Annotated in this window: 19 protein-coding genes; 14 read left to right on the top strand and 5 right to left on the bottom strand. The window is 65.6% G+C overall.

Annotation, left to right across the window (positions count from 1 at the left end; translation table 11 throughout):
- Nucleotides 1-84: 84 nt before the first annotated feature.
- Together HNR15_RS12925 and wrbA are read right to left on the bottom strand one after the other, a co-directional pair.
- On the bottom strand, nucleotides 85-723 hold the full coding sequence (locus HNR15_RS12925; protein WP_179482411.1) for a MarR family winged helix-turn-helix transcriptional regulator: 639 nt from the start codon (nucleotides 721-723) through the stop codon (nucleotides 85-87).
- A 182-nt stretch (nucleotides 724-905) separates the two neighbouring features.
- Complete coding sequence (gene wrbA / locus HNR15_RS12920) at nucleotides 906-1,508, bottom strand: NAD(P)H:quinone oxidoreductase (protein ID WP_179482409.1); 603 nt, start codon at nucleotides 1,506-1,508, stop codon at nucleotides 906-908.
- Nucleotides 1,509-2,010: 502 nt separating this feature from the next.
- On the opposite strand from wrbA, the gene HNR15_RS12915 reads away from it, so the two are divergent.
- The 9 genes from HNR15_RS12915 (at nucleotide 2,011) to HNR15_RS12875 (ending at nucleotide 12,200) form a co-directional block, all read left to right on the top strand.
- A complete protein-coding gene (locus HNR15_RS12915; protein WP_179482407.1) occupies nucleotides 2,011-3,357 on the top strand; it encodes an AfsR/SARP family transcriptional regulator in 1,347 nt (448 codons plus the stop codon).
- A 373-nt stretch (nucleotides 3,358-3,730) separates the two neighbouring features.
- Nucleotides 3,731-4,297, top strand: a complete 567-nt coding sequence (locus tag HNR15_RS12910; RefSeq protein ID WP_179482405.1) for an ester cyclase — start codon at nucleotides 3,731-3,733, stop codon at nucleotides 4,295-4,297.
- A 144-nt stretch (nucleotides 4,298-4,441) separates the two neighbouring features.
- On the top strand, nucleotides 4,442-5,698 hold the full coding sequence (locus HNR15_RS12905; RefSeq protein WP_179482403.1) for a low temperature requirement protein A: 1,257 nt from the start codon (nucleotides 4,442-4,444) through the stop codon (nucleotides 5,696-5,698).
- A 169-nt stretch (nucleotides 5,699-5,867) separates the two neighbouring features.
- Complete coding sequence (locus HNR15_RS12900; RefSeq protein ID WP_179482401.1) at nucleotides 5,868-6,890, top strand: hypothetical protein; 1,023 nt, start codon at nucleotides 5,868-5,870, stop codon at nucleotides 6,888-6,890.
- Nucleotides 6,887-7,717, top strand: coding sequence for an alpha/beta fold hydrolase (locus HNR15_RS12895; RefSeq protein ID WP_179482399.1), 831 nt, complete (start codon nucleotides 6,887-6,889; stop codon nucleotides 7,715-7,717). The genes HNR15_RS12900 and HNR15_RS12895 overlap by 4 nt, the downstream gene beginning before the upstream one ends.
- Nucleotides 7,718-7,725: 8 nt before the next feature.
- Nucleotides 7,726-9,333 carry an FAD-dependent oxidoreductase gene (locus HNR15_RS12890; RefSeq protein ID WP_179482397.1) on the top strand — a complete coding sequence of 536 codons (1,608 nt, stop codon included), beginning with the start codon at nucleotides 7,726-7,728 and terminating at the stop codon, nucleotides 9,331-9,333.
- The gene (locus HNR15_RS12885; RefSeq protein ID WP_179482395.1) at nucleotides 9,323-9,964 is read left to right on the top strand and encodes a hypothetical protein; all 642 of its coding nucleotides are present in this window, start codon (nucleotides 9,323-9,325) and stop codon (nucleotides 9,962-9,964) included. Before HNR15_RS12890 ends, HNR15_RS12885 begins: the two co-directional genes overlap by 11 nt.
- An 88-nt stretch (nucleotides 9,965-10,052) precedes the next feature.
- Nucleotides 10,053-10,949, top strand: coding sequence for an alpha/beta fold hydrolase (locus HNR15_RS12880; protein ID WP_179482393.1), 897 nt, complete (start codon nucleotides 10,053-10,055; stop codon nucleotides 10,947-10,949).
- 249 nt (nucleotides 10,950-11,198) lie between these two features.
- Nucleotides 11,199-12,200: an amidohydrolase family protein gene (locus HNR15_RS12875; RefSeq protein ID WP_179482391.1), complete on the top strand. Its 1,002-nt coding sequence runs from the start codon at nucleotides 11,199-11,201 to the stop codon at nucleotides 12,198-12,200.
- Nucleotides 12,201-12,577: 377 nt separating this feature from the next.
- On the opposite strand, the gene HNR15_RS12870 is transcribed toward HNR15_RS12875, so the two are convergent.
- Together HNR15_RS12870 and HNR15_RS12865 are read right to left on the bottom strand one after the other, a co-directional pair.
- Nucleotides 12,578-12,973, bottom strand: coding sequence for a type II toxin-antitoxin system death-on-curing family toxin (locus HNR15_RS12870; protein ID WP_179482389.1), 396 nt, complete (start codon nucleotides 12,971-12,973; stop codon nucleotides 12,578-12,580).
- On the bottom strand, nucleotides 12,970-13,170 hold the full coding sequence (locus tag HNR15_RS12865; RefSeq protein ID WP_179482387.1) for a CopG family transcriptional regulator: 201 nt from the start codon (nucleotides 13,168-13,170) through the stop codon (nucleotides 12,970-12,972). The genes HNR15_RS12870 and HNR15_RS12865 overlap by 4 nt, the downstream gene beginning before the upstream one ends.
- Before the next feature lie 378 nt (nucleotides 13,171-13,548).
- Between HNR15_RS12865 and HNR15_RS12860 the strand changes: the two genes are divergently transcribed.
- Entirely contained in the window at nucleotides 13,549-14,316 is a 768-nt protein-coding gene (locus HNR15_RS12860; RefSeq protein WP_179482385.1) for a hypothetical protein, read from the top strand.
- A 277-nt stretch (nucleotides 14,317-14,593) separates the two neighbouring features.
- Nucleotides 14,594-15,211 carry a Pr6Pr family membrane protein gene (locus HNR15_RS12855; protein WP_179482383.1) on the top strand — a complete coding sequence of 206 codons (618 nt, stop codon included), beginning with the start codon at nucleotides 14,594-14,596 and terminating at the stop codon, nucleotides 15,209-15,211.
- A 3-nt stretch (nucleotides 15,212-15,214) separates the two neighbouring features.
- Here the strand turns inward: HNR15_RS12855 and HNR15_RS12850 are convergent, their stop codons facing one another.
- On the bottom strand, nucleotides 15,215-15,706 hold the full coding sequence (locus tag HNR15_RS12850) for a DUF3253 domain-containing protein (RefSeq protein ID WP_179482381.1): 492 nt from the start codon (nucleotides 15,704-15,706) through the stop codon (nucleotides 15,215-15,217).
- A gap of 62 nt (nucleotides 15,707-15,768) precedes the next feature.
- Here HNR15_RS12850 and HNR15_RS12845 point away from each other — a divergent pair, with 62 nt between their 5' ends.
- The 3 genes from HNR15_RS12845 to HNR15_RS12835 all read left to right on the top strand — a co-directional run bounded on the left by HNR15_RS12845 (nucleotide 15,769) and on the right by HNR15_RS12835 (nucleotide 19,609).
- Entirely contained in the window at nucleotides 15,769-16,206 is a 438-nt protein-coding gene (locus tag HNR15_RS12845) for an EVE domain-containing protein (RefSeq protein WP_179482379.1), read from the top strand.
- Between the two features lie 111 nt (nucleotides 16,207-16,317).
- Nucleotides 16,318-17,091 (top strand): DinB family protein, encoded by a 774-nt coding sequence (locus tag HNR15_RS12840; RefSeq protein ID WP_179482377.1) that lies wholly within the window; start codon nucleotides 16,318-16,320, stop codon nucleotides 17,089-17,091.
- A gap of 172 nt (nucleotides 17,092-17,263) precedes the next feature.
- A complete protein-coding gene (locus HNR15_RS12835) occupies nucleotides 17,264-19,609 on the top strand; it encodes an immune inhibitor A domain-containing protein (RefSeq protein WP_343048537.1) in 2,346 nt (781 codons plus the stop codon).
- Nucleotides 19,610-19,903: the final 294 nt, after the last annotated feature.

The raw sequence follows: 19,903 nt of genomic DNA, 5'->3' as shown, positions 1-19,903 counted from the left end.
CTCCCGATGTTCGTATCTACTTCATGGATGACCGGTTCTCGTTACCCCACGAGCCACAAGCCAGCGCGAGCAATCGGCTCACGGTCAGGACGCCTTCTCTGATGACCGCTCAGCCGCGTGGCGAGCCTTCCTGCGGCGCGCGTCCGGGTCTCGCTCGTTGACGACGTCCCGCAGGACTCGTAGGGCCGCTTCGAGTTGTTGCCGTTGCAACGGAGCCAGAGCGGAGAACATGCTGACAAGGTCATCGATGTGGCCAGGGAGCGCATGGAGGACGGTGCGCCGGCCGGCCGGCGTGAGCTTGGCGTACACCGCACGGCGGTCGGTGCCCTCACGACTGCGCTCCACCAGCCCCTGCTGTTCCAATCGGTCCAGCAGCCGCGTCACCCCGCCGGTGGTGATGGCGAGCTCACGGACCAGGTCGCCTGACCGTATGCAGGCTCCGGGTGAACGAAGAAGACGGACAAGTACCTCGAAAGTAGAGACCGGCAGGTCGGAGGTGCGGCGCAGGCCCTCATCCATCCGCAGTCCTAAGCCGTTGGCGGTTTCCATCAACAAACCAGCGAGGGTCACATCGTCACTACCGATGAGTGCCTCCGAATCGGTAGCGATGCGAGTGTCACGCGACTGTGTTGATGCCATCCGATGCTCCTCCTGAATACGGATCAGTGCGGTCGAATAGACCGCTCCGACGTGTCCCCTCACCCGCCGATCAAGCAGGATCAATGCTCAGACAGTAACTGACTAGTCAGTTACTGTCTAGGGTCCGCAATGTAGAGGTTTCACAGGAAGCCACGGCAGGTTGTAGCTGCGCTTGTGCGACGCGTTGAACCGCCTACCCCCCGAGGTGGGCGGTTCAACGCGTCAGCTGAACGGCGGCGACCTGGTGCGCCGCGACCACTGCGGCATCAGCCCTGTAGGCGCTGAGCGATGGCGGCCAGACGCTTGCCTTGGTAGTGGGCGGCGGTCACTGTTGCCGCGTCCGGTAGCTCCCCGTCGCCGGAGGGCCATGAGGTGCCGTAAGGGTTCCCGCCGGCTGCTGAGACCAGCGGGTCGGTGTAGCCAGGGGACACGATGATGCATCCCCAGTGGTAGAAGACGTTGTTCAAAGCCAGGATCGTGGACTCCTGCCCGCCGTGCTGATTGCTGGATGAGGTGAAGCTGGTGGCGGGCTTGTTATTGAATCCGCCGGCCTGCCAGAGGCCACCGGTGGAGTCAATGAACTGCTTGAGCTGCGCCGCGGGGGTCCCGAAGCGTGTCGGGGTGCCCAGTGCTAACGCATTGCACCACTCGAGATCGGCAAGCGTGGCCGTCTCAACGCTGTCCTTCGTCGCGTCGACGTGAGCCTGCCATACCGGGTTGGCGGCGATCGCGGTGTCCGGGGCCAATTCGGGAGTGCGACGTAGCCGCACGTCGGCTCCCGCGGTGCGGGCGCCGTCGGCGACGCCCTCCGCCAGGCGATGGACACTGCCGGTAGCGCTGTAGTAGACGACGGCAACTCGCACGGTCATGGCATCTCTCCTGCGTCTGTAGTGATCTACGGCGGTCTTAAGGACGGCGCCGCAAGGGCACGGGATGAGTCCGGTGCCCGGATTCACTTCAGACGATAAGAAGTCGAAGTGACTTCTGAATGCGTCCGATCGGAAGGGCCCAGGCCGATGTGCGACGGCGTTTAGAACCGCCTGTCTCATCCCTGGCCCATCCTCGGCCGTCCTGGCTGCGCACCCTCCTGGCGTGACTGAGTCGCCGCGTCATCCGCCCGCGCCTCCGGTGCTGCACCCACACGCGATCAGCGTGACTTCGATCTCTTGCGAAGTAGCAACCGTTGGATGCACACTTGCTGACTAGTCAGTTACTGCTCAATCAGTAACTGACTGAACAGTAGATGTCAAAGGAGAAGATCTGATGGTTCGACACCTAAGCCTCAGAGACGCCGCTCCAGCATGCGGTCGGCGCCCTGCCGTCTTCGATCTGATCGTGCTGGGCACGGTCTTCGTAGGCCGGTGACCCGTCATGACGAGATCACCGGAAAATGTGCGGTTCTTCCTGTTCGGCGGGGTCCGCATCGTCCGTGACGGGGTTGAGATCGCGGTGACTCAACCCAAGCAACGCGGCCTGCTCGCGTTACTTCTCGCGAACGTTGGCGAGACACTGACCGTGGATTCGATCGTGGATGCCCTGTGGAACGGCGAACCCGCACCCACAGCTGTCAACCAGATTCATCGCCACGTCGGCGCACTACGTCGCGCCTGCCAGCCCGGGCTCGGTCGCCGACACTCCGGTCGGTTCATCACCGGTATCGGCCGCGGTTACCGAATGGCGGTCGATCCGGATGCCTGCGATGTCACAGAATTTCGCCAGGTGGCTGCTCGGGCGCGAGAGCTCGGTGACACCGGCGAGCACGCCGCGGCCTTGCAGCAGTCGCTGCAGGCTCTTGCGGTCGCCTCATCGCCGGCTGGAGCCGAGGGCATGCACGACATGCCGGAGTTCGCGTCGATCGAGGACGAAAGGGTCAGCGCGATCCTCACGGCTGCGGGCCAGTGTCGGCGGGCGACCGACTACGCAGCAATCCTTCCGGCCCTTCGCTCGGCAGCTGAACATCACCCGTTCAATGAAGCGCTGGCGGCAAGCTTGATGGATGCGCTGGCCTACACAGGGCGTGGCGCGGAGGCGGTGCACCTCTACAGGACGGTTCGCCGCAGGCTCACAACGGAACTGGGATGCGAACCGGGGCCGCAGCTGAAGCGCGCACTGGCGGACGCGCTTCGTCACAACTCCTCACGGCCGGTCGACACCGAGGCACAACCTAAGGAGACAGCCCTGCCCCGGCCAGCCCAGCTGCCGATGCCATTACCTGGTTTCGGGGGACGCCGCCGGCTGCTTGCTGCGCTGGCAGAGTCAGCGACGCAGCGACGTGTCCTGCACCTGACCGGAGCCGCTGGGGTTGGCAAGACAGGCGTGGCAGTCCGGCACGCGACCCAGATCGTTGGGCAATATCCCGATGGCCAGCTTTACGTCGACTTGCACGGGCACGACCCGACCTGCACACCAACCGACGTGCTCGACGCTCTTGAGGACATGCTCGTCGGCCTGCATATTCCTTCCCACGCCATGCCGCAGAGCATCGGCGCACGGTCGGGGCTACTGCGCAGCGTTCTGTCGGCTCTGCAGGTCTTGATCCTGCTCGACGACGCACGTGACTTCGCGCAGATCAAGCCCCTGCTACCCGGCCCGGGACGAAGCGACGTGATCGTCACCAGCCAAAGCTCGATGCCCGAGCTGGTCGCGTTCCATCACGCCGAACTAGTCCAGCTCACGTCGTTGGACGACGTGGTGACCGTCCTGGAGTTCTCCAGTTGAACTCCTCGGCGACACCGCCCCCACCAACCAGATCCGGAGCGAACCCTGGTACAGCGCCGCATTGACGGTGTCCGCAGGAACGGTGTCGGCCTCACAGCTGGTGCGCCGCAGGTGCGTGGAACAGCGCACTCAACAGTCACTTCGACTTCCTACGGTCGGTATGGCTTCGCGAGACGTGACCGTCCGGACACACCGCGGGTCCACGTTCAGTAATCGATCAGCGAGGAGCTGATCCCAACCCGTTGGAGGAACGATGGCACGTCATCTAGAGCACGGCCCCGGCTCGCCGAAAGGCACCCACGGAAGGCTGGTCAATCCGCGGACGCTAGCTCCGGCTGCGACGGTTCTGGGAGTCGCTGCGATCTCGGCAGTCATGGCCGGCACCAGCTTGTCCATGACGACGGTCGGGCGCGCAAGCAAGACAGACCGAGGTCCGGTCACTCCAGACCTGCTGCCCGACCCCGCATCAACCGACCTTCCCGACCCGCCGTTCCCAGCAGGGCTCAGCGCCGAGGAACTCCAGCACCTCAAGACATTCGATGAACTCGACTTCGAGGTCTTCAGCACGGCGAACTGGGCCCGGTTCGGGGAAAGCCACGCCCAGAACATCCGGGTGCACTTCCCTGATGGGCACTACGCCGACGGTCTGGACCAGCACCTCAAGGACATGCAGGAGATCTTCGTCTCTTCGCCCGACACGCACATCCATCACCACCTGCTGCGGGTGGCGAAGGGGAATCTGACCTGTGTCACCGGGGTCATGGCCGGCACCTTCACCAGGCCGATGGCGGACGGCAAGGGCGGGCAGATCGCTCCGACGAACAAGGCGTGGGCGTACAACATGGCCACCGTCGGCGTCTGGAACAAGAACGGCACGATGGATGAGGAGTGGCTGTTCTATGACACCGAGACCTTTAACACGCAGGTCGGCATCGGGTAGCTGAACACCCACCCCTGTGGCCGCCGTCCACCCCGTGGCGGGGATGACGACGCAGCCGCCCGCGTGAATCTATGGCACGGGTGGCTGCGTCTCGCACTCAATCTCACGTTGGCTTCGTTTCAATGCCCCACGCAGGAGCACTCCATGGTGAGCAAACCCGTCATTGCCCGGAACAGGAACTCTCCAGGTCACGGCGAACGCTTCACCGGCCTAGAGCTGCTCTTCGACCTCATCTTCGTCTTCTGCGTCGCCGAAATCGCCAAAACGTACCGAGAAGACGCGTCAGGGCGGACCGCGATCACGGCTGTCCTCCTTTTTGTCCCGGTGTGGTGGGCATGGGTGGGGATCACCTTTGCCGCTGACCGATTCCCCGCTGACGACACCATCGCGCAAGGGTTGGTCATCGCTGCGGCCGGAGCAACCGGCGTGATGGGACTAGCGATCCCCGTGGTACCCGGCACTGGCGAAGTCCCCTTCGCCCTCGGATACGCGACGGTCCGTTTCATGGTCGCGGCCTACTATCTTCATATTCGAGCCACGGCACGCGACGGCGGCCGATTGGCTCGCTTCTACGCCACGGGTTTCTCCGCCATCGGAACCGTGTGGCTGGCATCAACCTTGCTGCCGTCGAGCCTCCGACCGTTCATCTGGGGCGTAGCGATGGTGGTCGATGTACTCATGCCACGGTTGGCGAGCCTGTGGGGCCGCCTCCTGCCCGTCGATCGAAGTCACTTGGCCGAGCGCTGCGCCGCGTTCGTCATCATCGTGATCGGTGAACAGATCGTTGACACCCTCACCCTGGCATCGGATCACGAGCTCACCACCTGGCATCGTCGCGTGCTCGTGGCGGAGGCGGGCGTCACGGCCGTCGCCCTGTGGTGGGGTTTCTTCGAACGCGGCTCCTGGCAACGCCGCTACAACACCCTCGAAGGCACCCGCAGCGGCCAGTCGGCCGCAACTGTGTGCGCGTACCTGCACTTCCCCTTGATCGTGGGCATTACCGCCACCGCCGCCGGGATCCAGCTCGGACTCAGTCGCGCCGATGAAGCGATTGGCGTGCCAGCCGCTACAGCCATCGCCCTAGGTGCGGCCGCGTACCTGCTGTCCATGAACACGATGAGCTGGGTGTTGCGGGTTCCTCGCGCCGACTCGCTCACCAACACTCGGCTCGTGCTCTGCGCCGCGCTACTGCTCCTGCTGCTTTGTGGCCGCTCCTGGTCGCCCACGAGCTTTCTCCTCGCGGTGGCCCTGATTCTGACACTGCACGCCGTCACCGGTCAGGTACGAGGACCCCGCGACCAGCGACTCTCACGGGATTTTCCACCCAAAGCGCCCAGGTCGCACCGTCAAACCCAACACCCAACATTCACCCGCTCATTTCGGCAGGACTCGTGGAGATAGACCAATGACGAACAGACCAGAGCAGCCCAATCGGCACTACCGGCCAAGCCACCCCTTGGCCACGCGTCCACCGATCAGCCACGCCGCACATCACAACGAGGGCGTCAGCCGAATCCTCAAAGCAGAGCACGCCGCCCAGCCACTAACTGGACTCTTTGGGCTCACCATCGTGGCGCTGCTGACGGTAGTCTTCCTGTTCGCCTGGGGCGGAGCGGACAGCACACTTCGGGTCTTTGGAGTCCTCGTGCTCTACGCCCTACCCGTCACCGCCTTGGTCGCGTTGTGGTGGGAGGACTGGCCCGGCGCGCAACTTCGGCCGCGATGGTCGGGGTGGGCTGACATCGCAATCGTTGCCGTCGCGGGCACCGCCCTGGCCGCGCTCGGACAAACAATCGTGCAGCGCTTCGACATCCGTGCGCTGTTCATCGCTCAGGGCACCGCCCGGCACGCCGCACCTTTCCCCGTTCTACTGCCGCTGGGCGCAGCCATCTTCACTGTCTTCCTCCAGTTCACCTTGGTCACCGAAGGGTGGCCACTGCGCTCTCGTGGTCGCCTGACCGGGGGCACTCTCGCCCTGGCCCTCACGTGGGTGCTGGGCTTAGCGCTGGAGCAACTGTTCGTCGCCACCGGACTCGTCGCGCCCGTTACCTTCCTTGCCGTTTTGTCCTGGGTGTCGGTCTTTCAGGTCGCCGGCTGGGTCGTGCTCCAGGGCCTTGCGCTGGCGAAGGTGCAATCACGCGCGCAACGACTGGTACTTGGAAACGTGGCCACAGTTGTCCTTGGCCTGCTAACGCATGCAATTCTCGCGGGCTGCTACCGCGACGAACTGTTCGTCGGGGCACTCGGCGCTGCACTCACCACTGCCGGCTTGGTCGTAGGAATGCTGTTTGAAGGCTGGCCAACCAAGCACCTGCAGCAACGCTCCGCGATTTTTGTCGCTGTCCTGCTCATGGTCGCGCTGGGTGTCCTTAGCCTCGCCGTGTTCAGCGCCGCGGCACAGGGTTTGGGATTTACAGGAAGCGCAGCGACGGGCTGGATCACCTACGCACTGAACAGCGCAGCCGCCGCCATCATCATCCACGTCGGGATCTTCCGCCGCTGGCCGCTGCCACCGGCTCCGACCGAAGCGCCGGTCGCACACCAAACAACACTGCCGGCGCCGTCAGCCTCCCTGGGGCGGCTCGAGCCATGAACACGATCCTGGACGTCCCTTACGGCAAGGACGAACGTCAACGTTTCGACGTCCATCAACCCGACACCGCCAACGGGGCGGCGATCCTGCTGATTCACGGCGGAGGCTGGTGGCAAGGAGACAAAAGCAAGGAGCGCGTAGCGGCGCGTGTATTCGCCGGCGCCGGCTACGTGGTCGCCACTCCCAATTACCGGCTCGCTGACGCACAGACGCGGACCAACCTCTACCCGACACAGGTGGACGACGTCTCCCGTGCTCTGACTGCACTGAAACAGTCCGATGTGGTCTTCGACCGCGATCGCATCGCCGTCGTCGGCGGATCCTCCGGAGGCAACCTCGCGGTCGAGATCGGGATCCGCCACAGCCTGCCCGTCGTCTCCTGGTCGGGCCTGATCGTGCTCGACGCATTCATGCAACGCCACCAAGCCACCCCAGCTCACCGGATCAACGTTGACCCGACCGCAAACAGCGCGTCGATCGATCAGAGCGGCGCCGACGCCGCCTATTACAAGTGGCTGGTGATGAACCTGGTCGGCTCCACCGACGCGGCCGAAGTCTCTGCCGCCACAGCGTCACATCGGATCACCAGTCGCTGCCGCCCAATGTTCCTGGTCAACTCAACCGAAGAGCTGGTGCCCGCCACGGAAGTGTCCGTTATGGCCTGCGCACTTGCCCGGTCAAACGTGGCCGCACAGACCCTCCTTCTGCCGGGCGCACGGCACGCCGAGGGCTATCTGGAGGACGCCATCATCCCCACGTTGGCCTTCCTCGCTACGCACCTCTTCGCGAACATCCCAGTCGCACTCGAGAAGTCACCGGCCTCGTAGGAGAAATAATGGGTGAGACAACACACGCGACACCAACGGCGCAGACATCCACTGTCTGCGCGGTACTGATCGTGGGGGCCGGCCCGACCGGTCTGACTCTGGCCGTAGAGCTCGCCGGGCGCGGCATCTCCCACCGCCTGCTTGAGGCGGTGCCTGGTCCGCAGGAAGGCTCGCGCGGCAAAGGAATTCAGCCCCGCACCCTGGAGGTGTTCGAGGACCTCGGCATTGCCGGACGGGTCCTCGCCCACGGGCAACTAGCGATGCCGATCCGCTCCACCGCCCCCGACGGTCGGGTGACCCTCGGTGGCGCTGAGCCGGAATCGTTGAAAAACCGGCCGGACATCCCCTATACGACGAGCTTGGTGACGCCGCAATGGCGCGTCGAGGAGGCATTACGCCTGCGACTGTCCGAGCTCGGTGGTGCAGTGGAGTTCGGCGCGCCGCTGCTCAGCTTCACGCAGTCCGACCTCGGTGTCTCGGCGGTGGTCGAGAGCGGCGAGGGGGTCGAGGCCATCGAGGCGCAGTGGCTGGTGGGCTGCGACGGCGGGCGCAGCTCCGTCCGCAGACAGGCAGCGATCCCGTTCGAGGGCGAGACGCTCGAGGACGTGCGGATGATCGTCGCCGACGTGGGCGTCGATGGCCTCGACCGGGACGCCTGGCAGATGTGGCGCCACCCGGACGGCTTCCTCAGTCTGTGTCCGCTGCCGTCGACTGACGTGTTCCAGTACCAATCGAGCATCGCCCCCGGACAGGATCCACAGCTGGGTCTCGACAACCTGCAGTCGATCCTGGAACGGCGAAGCGGCCGCACCGACCTTCGCCTACACGAGCCAACGTGGTCATCGCTCTGGCGCGCCAATATCCGCCTCGTAGATCACTACCGGCGAGGCCGGGTGCTCCTGGCAGGCGATGCCGCACACGTGCATTCACCCGCCGGGGGGCAGGGCATGAACACCGGCATCCAAGACGCCCACAACCTCGGATGGAAGCTCGCGGCGGTCGTGCAGGGCGCTCCGAACGCGCTGATCGACAGTTACGAGGCCGAGCGGCGGCCCATCGCCGAGCTGGTCCTCGGCCTCTCCAACGCCCGACTGGCACAGACGGTGCAGGGAGGCATGGCCACCCGTCGTGATGCCAGCACCCTGCAACTTGATCTGAACTACCGCGGCTCCACATTGGCGCTCGACGATCGCGATGACAACGCGGACCTGCGCGCCGGTGACCGGGCACCAGATGCCACAGGACTAAGGACGCAGGACGGCGAGTACCGCCTCTTCGACCTCACCCGGGGCGGACGGTTCACCCTGCTGGCCTTCGGCGGCATGCCGCCGATCGACCATCACCCGGGCGTCGACATCCAAACTCTGCGCGTCGCCGTCGAGGCACGTGAACCCGACCAGATCGTCGATACCCACGGCTCGCTGCATGCGGCGTACGGCGCGAACGACCTAACCCTCGCGCTGATCCGACCCGACGGCTATCTCGCGGCCCTTTCACACGCCGGGCACGTCGACGCAGTGAACAAGGTCCTGGCTGACGTCTCACCCACGGTTCAGCCCAAAGACCAACCACCCATCTACGCCAGCCCCAAGAACGGAGACAGCCATGCTCTCTGAGGACTCTGTCGCATCAGGTGATGCACCGACGTCTGAGCAGGCGTCGGCATTGCTGACCGCACTGACGACCCAACAGTTCGCCTTGCAGTCGGCTGCGAGCACCACCGTGAGCGAGGCCGTGGGACGCGCCTCGATCTTCTTGGGTGTGCTGTCGAGCTCCCTGATCGCCCTCGGGTTCGCGGCCAGTCGCCCGGAGCTGCTCCTGCCCTCCCTGGCTGTCATCGCTCCAACAATCTTCTTGCTCGGACTGTTCACCGTGATTCGCCTCGTGGACACCAGCGGAGAGAACCTGCTTCACCTCACAGAGATGGCGCAAATCCGCTCCTACTACGCGACCCTCGCCCCTGAGGCGTCCACATTCTTTCCGCCCGTATCCGCTGCGTCCACCGACGACGCACTGGGCGGAATGGGCCTTCGTCGAAGTCGACTGCTGAGCGTGTGCACCCTCGCCACGATGGTCGCCTTCGTCGATGGGGTCGTGGGCGGAACGACGGTCGTGCTGCTCCTGCAGGAGCCGCTTGCGATTGCACACAACATCGCATTGGCGGGCGGGATCGCCTTCGGCGCAGTGTATTTGACTCTGTTCTTCCTCTACCAGAGTCGCCGCTTGTCCGCGCTAGACGGCGACTGAACCTGAACGCCGAGCCCTTCGACACCACGTCTACACTCGCCCCCGCCTTCCACGAAGGACTCCGGCAGTCGTACAGAAAGGAAGTCTCATGGCAATGCTGACGCTCAAGGACGGACGAGTTCTCGAGGTGCGGGTCAGTGGACCTGAGGATGGCGTGCCGGTGCTGTATCACCACGGCACAGGTGGCACGTTGCCCACTCGCAACTTCGAGAACGCGGTGCACGAACGCGGATCTAAGCTCATCACGCTCTCGCGGGCCGGTTACGCGGACTCCACCAGGCTCGCTGGACGTGCGGTGGTCGACGTCGTTGCTGACGCATCCGAAGTACTCCAGATTGTCGGAGCCGAACGATTCTTCGTAGCCGGGTGGTCCGGTGGCGGCCCGCATGCCCTCGCATGCGCAGCACGTTTGCCAGGTGTCATAGGGGCGCTGGTGATCTCCGGTATCGCGCCGTACGACGGCGCAGGACTCGACTTCCTCTCCGGCATGAGCCGCGATGAGGTCACCGAGTGGAACGCGGCCCTACAGAGCGAGGCCCAGCTTCGTGCAATCGTCGAGCGTTCTGCGGCTGCACTCACTCAGCCGCAAAGCAAGGACGACGCTGAAGACGTCACCCAAAACCTGCCCCCCGCAGACGCGGCTGTTTTGGCCGGGCAGTTTGCCGATGACCTAGCCGCGGCCAACCGGGACGGACTGAGCAGCGGCATAGACGGGTGGGTCGACGACGAGCTCGCCTTCACCAAGCCGTGGGGGTTTGACCTCGATGAGGTCAAAGTCCCCGTCTCGGTCTGGCACGGCGACCAGGACCGCAACGTCCCCTTCGGCCATGGCCGATGGGTGGCCGAACAGCTAACAGATGCATCACTAACCCGTGCGCCAGGCGAAGGACACTTCTCGCTGCTTGCTGGACTGGTCAACCCGATGCTGGATGGGCTAGCTGCGCTCAGCCCGGACGACCGCCATCAAAGACGCGACGATGCTTGAGGCTCATCGGCAAAGCAGGTCCGCACCCAAATTGCAGCAAGCGGCTCCACTACATCTGCACCGGGATGACCGGCTACAGACGTCTCGTAGAAGCACCGTTCAATCTCGCCCAGCAGATTGCTGCCACTCATATGCCGACTTCATCCGAGGGTGACCCTGGCGTCCCTAGGAACGGCAGGGGGCAGCCTGCCGTCGACCCATCTTCGTAACGTCGATGGCGACAGAACAACAACAAGGACGGAACGAGAAATGACTGATCAAACCAGCTCACGCGTCATCGCGGTCGAGGAACATTTCGTGACTACCGACTACTGGGAGAAGACGGCAAGCACCCCAGCGCCTACTGGCGAGGACGCCGAACGCGCGTACAGCCGCAGCTTCATCAATAACGACTACATCAGCGGTCGACTGACCAACCTGCAGACCCGAATCGACGATATGGACAAGTCTGGTGTCGACGTATCGGTGCTCAGCCTGAACCCGCCAGGTGCTCAGCTATGGAGCGATGCGGCAACAGCGACCTCACTGGCGCGCGAGATGAACGACGCGCTCGCCAAGATCGTGGCAGGGAACCCGACCCGGTTCGGCGCACTCGCGGCCGTGGCACCGCAGGACCCCGACGCTGCCGCCGACGAGATTTGTCGCGCCGTCGGCACGCTCGGGTTCGGTGGCGTGCTCATCAGTTGCCACACGGGCGGCCATTACCTGGACGAGCCGGAGTATGAGCCGATCTTGGCCGCCTTGGAGGAAACCGACAGCACGCTTTACCTGCACCCTCGTATGCCTAGTCCGCAGATGCTCGAGCCCTACAACTCCTACGGACTGCAGCAGGCGATGTGGGGCTTCCAGGCCGAAGCCGGTATCAACGCGATGCGCCTGATCATGAGCGGCGCGTTCGACCGGCACCCAAACCTGCGCGTGGTCCTCGGCCACCTCGGCGAGGGACTCCCGTTCTGGCTGTGGCGAACCGACAACATGTATGCAAAGGCCTACGCCTGGGCGCGCGAATCACTGAATATGGTCGGACTCGAGCGCAAGCCCAGCGAGTACTTCCAGCACAACCTCTGGATCACAACGAGTGGCATGTTCGACCAGGACGCGTTGAAGTACTGCCTTGCCAAATTCGGCGCAGAACGAGTGCTGTTCGCGGTCGACTACCCCTACGAGGATAGCAACGTGGCTACCCAGTTTCTTGCCGAGGCGAACCTGACGGACGAGGAGCGAGCGCTCATCAGTCACCGCAACGCCTAGCGTCTTTTTCGTGTCAGCCCCATCGCGTCCGCTGTCTCGGGCTGAACCAGCTGCCGCTGTACACAGACCGCCGGCGTCCGAGGGAGGATGTGCCACCGCCGGCGTAGTGGCCGCCAGCATCCGAATGAGGTGTGCACCTGGGGTATGCCCTAGACGTCCATCCTGGGCTGGTCCGCGACGCAAGCATCTAGGGTCCGATCCTGGGCCTTGTGACAATTCTGCCCGAAGGTATGACATGTCGGGACAGGTCGTGGGCTACGCGCGGGTAGGTACGGGCGACCAAGACCCCATCGCCAGCTCCCGGCGATCGGCGACGTCGACCCGGCCCGAACCGATCGCGCCAGCGGCAGCAACCGTGACGGGTTGAGGTCCCGCTCTCAACTGTGACGAGCGAATTTCTCCAGGCGGGCCGCGATGTCCTCCACTGCCACAAGGCGCCCTTCGGCCACGTCCATTACGAGTTCGAACTTTTGGTCGTCATCAGCGATGACCGTGAAGCCGTTGAGGGCGTAGAACAACCTAAGCGCGCCGAGCCCAAGTCGCTTGTTGCCGTCCACCAGGGCGTGGCCCTTCACCAGCGAGTGCAGCAACGCCCCGGCCTTGAAGTGGATGTCCGGGTAGACGGGCTCGCCGAACACCACTGCCCGCGGACGGCCCGCGGCGGCTTCGAGGATGCCGTAATCGCGCACCTGAGGACGGCGGCCCAGATACGCCTTGCCGACGGCGAGGATGTCCTCCAAGGTCAGGAACTCGGTCGGCTCGTCGTCGTTCACGCGTCCGCCAACCTCGCGATCACGGCGCGGTCCTCCACCACGAGGGTGCTCAGCAGCTGGTCGCGCAGGTGCGCGTGACGGGATGTGTACTCCTCGATCGCTCGAACGGCGACGGCCTGCATCGACAGACCTTCCCGTTCGGAGGTCTGTCGTAGCGCTTCGGTCAATTCGTCGGTCATCCTCAAGGTCATGGCCATGCCACCATGATACCGCTTGATACCATACGCAGAGGGGTCGTCGATCCCGTGGCAGCACAGGAGCGGTAGAGCGGGCGCAAGAGTCAGCGCGTAGTCGCCGCCAATGCGACCCCGGGATCTGACTGCGACACCACCGACCCGCCCGAGGCGGCCGCAGGCGGCGGTCGAGGATGGTGCTTCGGACGGCGCCACGGGGACCTCCCCGGCGCCGTCTCTAGGGTTCAGGCGATCGATATTGGCTGCGCGCGTCTTCAGCAACGGATCGCATCGGGACAGCTCGACCGAATCAGCCCACTTCGGGCACAGGTGACCCATAGGCTGCGACCGGGTGTGGCCGACTTGGGGGACCACGCCAACCACGCGAAAGCAGGCCCATCCATGATTCGTCGTCTTGCCGCCCTGGGCGCAGTGCCCGCCATCGCAGCCCTGGGGGTCGCCGTCACCGCGCCCGCCGGCGCTGCAACCGCCACGAGAACGGTTCATCACGTGAACCGCCAGGCCATGATCCGGAACATCGCCCGGATCCACCCGGCCACGTCCGGGACCCCGTACGGCACCTGCAAGCTGGTCGTGCCCAGCACGATCCGCCTCACCTCCGACTTCGAAGGCGACCCGTCCGACATGCCCTCCCTCACGGGTGGATGCGTCTTGCACGGAGTCGTCACAGCCTCCTGGTACGCCGGCGGGGACAACGTCTCCGACGCCGCGTACACGGTGCTCTTCGACACCGACATCATCGACGAATCCGAGAACCTGGATTACGTCGGCGTGATGACCTGGAAGGGCCGGTTCGCCTTCGACGACCAGGGCCACACGTACACCCAGAACGCCCCGGTCACCACGGTGAAGGTCGGGTCCTGGGCCGGCCTGCAGACCTCCCGGTCCGGCAGCAAGGTCACCATCAACACCCGCGCCGTGCGCTACGCCTACAGCCTGGACATGAACATCCCCTGGGCCAGCGAAACAGGAGTCATCCAGTACCGGGCCAAGGGCGGCAGCACCTGGACCGACCTCAAAGCCTTCACGACCAACTCCGCCGGCGCCACCTCCTACAGCTACACCAGCTCGGCCACTCGGGACTACCGGGCGGTCTACACCGAACAGCCCTACATCTTCGGCACCACCAGCCCCACCTCGCAACGCTGACTTCCTGACCGGTCTTGACGACGAGGGGTCGCCTCCATCAGGGGCGACCCCTCGTGATGTCCATGGTCAGGGAGTCACCGTTCTCCTGGCACTTCGGCCGCTTGAATGTGACCTCAGGACCGGCAGATGCCGCCGCTCCCGACGGTGCTCCGGCGCGGGGCACGGCCGGAGAGGCGGGCCGCCGCTAGCATCGGCCCGGTAACCCAGGCTCCGGAGGCGCGGTGTGGTCAGTGAACATGTGATCCACCCGCAACGCCCGCCCACGGTGTGGCCGATCGTGACAGTGAGGGTCCTGTTCGCGTTCCTGGGATTCAGTGCCCTGGTGACCGAGGTCGCGACTCTCGTCGCTCAGCACAGGTTCGGTGCCGGTCACTTCTTCAGTTACTTCACCGTCGAGGCCAATCTGCTCACGGTCATCAGCCTGATGCTGAGCGCGTTCGCGGCGGCGGGTCGGTGGTCGAGTCGAGGGCTGGAGTTGTACCGCGGTGCGGTGGCGTTCTTCATGACGACCGTGATCCTGATCTTCATCGTGCTGCTGTCGGGTTACCCGGCATCCGAGCTCACCGCCGTCCCGTGGGACAACACGGTCCTGCACTACATCATGCCGATCGTGGTGATCCTCGACTGGCTGCTGCTCACCGGTCGCCGGGCGATGGCGGTCCGGGCCGCGCTGGGGTGGCTGTTGGGACCACTGGCCTACCTCGTCTACAGCCTGGTGCGGGGCGGGATCGTCGGCTGGTATCCCTATCCGTTCATGGATCCGGGCCGACACGGCTACCTCGGCGTCGCAGTGACCTCGGTGATCATCGCCGTCGTGTTGTCCCTGCTCGCGGTCGCGCTGGCAGTCGCGCCACGGTGGACCGCATTGCGGGGCGCACCATCGACGGGGCAGTGATGCTCACCAGTTCGGGCCGCGGGCCAGGCGCACCGGCCCGACCGCCGCGTCCAGGTCGACGTCCTGGCCGTGTTGGCGTACGACGACGACCCCGCCGGTAGCCAGCTCGCCTGCCACGGAGCGGGCGTCGTCCATCAGGTCGCGCCACGACTCACCACCCACGACCCGGGCGGCATCACTCGGGCAGATGGTCGCCTCCGCGTCGCGGTGACGAAGGAGCGTCCGCATCGTCGCGGCGAGCCTCGTACGGCGGCCGTCGGGCGTCGGCTCCCACCACGGGTCGCCACGCTCACCGAGCGCGACCTTCGCGTCCTGTACCCGCGGGCGGGCGGACTCGGCGTCGGTGCGCACATCGCGGCGTGCGCTCATCAACTCCGCCACCAGTTCCTTGCGCAGAGCGTCGGGGATGGCGGGATCGGTGGCCCGCCACTTGCGACCGTCGACCACGATGTGGTGCCCGTCGTCAGTCAGCGGGGGAAGGTCGTTGTGCGGCACGCGTCCATTGTGCGTCGCTCCCACCCGGTGCCGGCGGCCCCGGCGGCTGGTAGGACTGGAGCGTGGCCCAGCGCAAGATCACCGAGGACAACCTCGGCGCCTGGGTGATCAAGTGCGACCCGCAGCAGCATGCGCGCGTCCGCCGCGCCCTGCTGGAGCACCGACAGCACGTCGTGCGGGACTGGTGCGTCGCGGACAACTACCGCAGCCGAATGATGCGACCGGGCCATAAGGCGATCCTGTGGGTCTCCGCCGCGGGTGGCACGGTGACGCGCGGGATCGCCGGCGTGGGGTGGGTGAGCAGTGAAGCGCGAGGTGACGTGAGCCTGCACATTCCTCTGCTGCACGACACCGTGTCGGACGAGGAGCTGCGCGCCACCGGGATCGACGACTTGGAGGTGCAGCGCCTGCCGGTCGGGTCCAATCCGTCGTGGGTCTCCACGGCGCAGCTGGCGGACATCGAGAAGCTCCTCGACGGGTGGCCCGAGCAGGAGGGGTGAGCGGTCCGCGAGTGTCCGCGGTTTCGTGCGGACGGGGGCACCGGAGTGCGGACACCCACGACGAGAGGCGAGCCACTGTCCGGTGTCGGTGGACGGTGGCAGGGTCTTTGCATGGGTGATTTCACGGATGTGGACCTGGGTGGTTCCAGCTTCACGAGAGTCGGTCTGTCCGGGTCGCGGTTCGAGCAGGTCGACCTGAGCGGCGCGCGGATGCGCAACGTCTACCTGACGGGAGCGCGGCTCCGGGGCGTCGACATGACCGATCTCGAGCTGGACGGCCTGGTGCGCAATCTGACCGTGAACGGCGTCGACGTCACGCCGTTCGTCGAGGCCGAGCTGGACCGGCGCTATCCGGAGCGCGTGAAGCTGCGGCCGACGGACGCGGACGGTTTCCGGGAGGCGTGGGGGGTGATCGAGGCGTGCTGGGCATCGACCGTCGCGCTCGCGCAGAGTCTCCCGCCGGACCAACTGCACGAGCGGGTCGACGACGAGTGGTCCTTCATCGAGACGTTGCGGCATCTGGTCTTCGTCGTCGACGGGTGGGCGAAACACGCTGTCCTGCATGACCCGTCACCCTTCGACCCCCTCGGCCTGCCACACGACGAACACGACCCGAACGACCACGGGGTGCCGAACGACCGCACGGCGCGCCCGACGCTGGAGCAGCTGCTCGCTCTGCGTGCGGACCGGATGGCCGAGATGCGGGCGCTGTTCGCCGGGCTCACCGACGAGCATCTCGCGAGCGACACCGACGTGACCGGCCCGGGCTACCCGCCGCCAGGTCGGTACGAGGTCCGGCGGTGCCTGCGGGCGGTGATCCACGAGGAGTGGGAGCACCGCCTGATCGCCGAGCGTGACCTGCGTGTCCTGCTGAGCCGGCTCTGACCGGCTCGCTCCGAAGTACCGGCGAGTACACAGGAAACAGTCAGGAAAAGATCAACTCTCTGTCAGTTTCCGCCTTCGAGGGCGTCGCAGCCCTTCTGGATGACGGGTGCGTCAGCCGACACTGACGGCGCCCGCCGCTACATCCCGCGGCCGGCGACACCCAGGAGGAAACGTGAAGCGAACCGTGCTCATGACGGGAGCCCTGGCCGCGACGGCCCTGGCGCTGGCCCCGGGAGTGACCTACGCGGCATCGGCGGGAGGCGCCCCGACGTCGGGCGGCACATCGCCCAGCACCGTGGTCCGTCCGGACAACAAGCCGGATCCCCTGCAGAGCAAGCAGGCCGAGCTGCGGCGTACCGCGGTCGACCAGCTGATCAAGGGCGAGGCCAAGACCGCCACTGTGAACGGCAAGCGGGTGATCGTCGTCGACGACGGCAAGCCGACGGCCGCTCAGCAGAAGGCGCGCGGCAGGAACGCGAAGGCAGCGAAGCCCAAGTACGTCGAGTACGACCCGCAGCAGACCGCCAACATCTTCACGGTGCTGACCGACTTCGGCACCAAGACCGACCCCACCGCCGGCGGCGGAGCGGGACCCCGGCACAACCAGATCCCCGAGCCGGACCGCACCATCGACGGCACCGCGTCGGACGACAACTCCACGTACTGGGAGAAGGACTTCAACCAGGCGCACTACAAGAACATGATGTTCGGGACCACGGGCGAGAGCTTCTCGAACTTCTACAAGTCCCAGTCCCAGGGCCGCTACAAGGCCCAGGGCGACGTGTCCGATTGGGTGACCGTGCCCTACAACGAGGCGCGCTACGGCTCCAACACCGGCTCGGAGGCCGACCGCTACTGGTCCTACATCGGCGACACGGCCACGAGTTGGTACACCGCGCAGAAGTCGGCCGGCAAGACCGACGCGCAGATCAAGACCGAGCTGAAGAAGTACGACGTCTGGGACCGCTACGACTACGACCACGACGGCGACTTCAACGAGCCCGACGGCTACATCGACCACTTCCAGGCGATCCACGCCGGCGAGGGTGAGGAGGCCGGCGGCGGCGCGCAGGGCGCGGACGCCATCTGGTCCCACCGCTGGGCCGTGCAGACCGGCGCCGGCAAGGCCGGCCCGACCGGCAACCTCAACGGCGGCACCCAGATCGGCAACACCGGCATCTGGATCCGTGACTACACCACCGAGCCGGAGAACGGCGGCCTCGGCGTCTTCGCGCACGAGTACGGCCCCGACCTGGGCCTGCCCGACCTCTACGACACCACAAACACCAGCACCAACAGCGTGTCGTTCTGGAGCCTGATGAACAGCGGCTCGTGGCTCAATCACGGCGGCAACGCGATCGGGACCACCCCTGGTTACATGGGCGCGTGGGAGAAGACCCAGCTCGGCTGGTCCGACACCCAGACCGTGCGCTACGGCAACTCCGGCAAGGTCTCGCTCGGCCCGGCCGACCAGGACAGCGCGAGCAAGCCGCAGACCCTGGCGATCTCGTTGCCGGACAAGACGATCGCCACGAAGTACAACACCCCGAAGACGGGCTCGTACGAGTGGTGGTCGGGGCGCGACGACGACCTCAACAACAGCCTCACGCGGTCGGTCGACCTGACCGGGGCGACGTCCGGGAAGATCTCTGCGTCGGCCTGGTACGACATCGAGGCCGACTACGACTACCTCTACGGGCAGGTCTCGACCGACGGCGGCGCCACCTGGACCAACGTGGGCACGCCGGTGACCGGCACCAGCACGGGGTGGAGCACGATCTCCTACGACCTCACGCCGTACGCCGGCAAGAAGCTCACCTTCCGCTTCCTCTACCAGACCGACGGCGGCACGAACGGCGCCGGCGCGTTCCTCGACGACATCGCCACGACGGTCGGCACCACCACGACCACGGACGGCGCGGAGTCGGCGAGCTCGGTCTGGACACCTGCGGGGTTCACCCGGATGAACGGCACCGACACCCGCGTGGCGACCAACTACTACCTGGCCGAGTCGCGCCGCTACAGCGGATACGACACCACGCTCAAGCAGGGCCCGTACAACTTCGGTTTCGGACCCCGCCGCCCCGACGTGGTCGAGCACTTCCCCTACCAGGACGGCGTGCTCATCTGGTACGTCAACAACGAGTTCAAGGACAACAACACCTCGGCCCACCCCGGTGGGGGACTGGTGCTGCCCGTCGACGCGCACGCCGCCCCGATGGTGTGGCCGGACGGGGTCGCGGTGAACAACAGGATCCAGCCGTACGACGCGACGTTCGGCCTGGACCGAACCGACGCCTTCACCCTGCACAAGCAGGGTCTGGCGGCGAAGGTGCCGTCGCGGCCGGCCGTGTCGACGTTCGACGACACCAACCCCAACGCCTACTACTACGCGGCCAACCCGGCCGGGTCGGTGAAGGTCGCTGGGTCGGGCACCCGGATCAAGGTGTCCTCGAAGCAGGGTGACGGCTACTCCCTGGCGGTGTCGTTCCCGACCGGATCGATGCGCAGGCGGTAACCGGTCCGACGTCGAGTGTCCGCAGTTCCGTGTGCACGTACGCACGGAACTGCGGACACTCGTATGAGGTGAAGTTGGTCACGCGTTCAGCGGTGGTCTCGTGCTCAGGTCCACCTCATCGGCGTCGTGCTCCTAGTACCGGTCGAGGTCCTGCGGTCGGCGGGTGAGGTCCCCGCGGTAGGCGCGTGGGTAGAGGGAACGACGGCGAATTCCCCTTCGTTGCAGGGAGCCGGCCGCGGTGATGAAGCAGGGGATATACGCCACGGGAGCGGTGTGATCCCTGCCTCAGCGCAC

This window comes from Allobranchiibius huperziae (assembly GCF_013410455.1).
GTDB lineage: Bacteria > Actinomycetota > Actinomycetes > Actinomycetales > Dermatophilaceae > Allobranchiibius > Allobranchiibius huperziae.
This window is presented reverse-complemented; position numbering and strand designations above follow the sequence as displayed.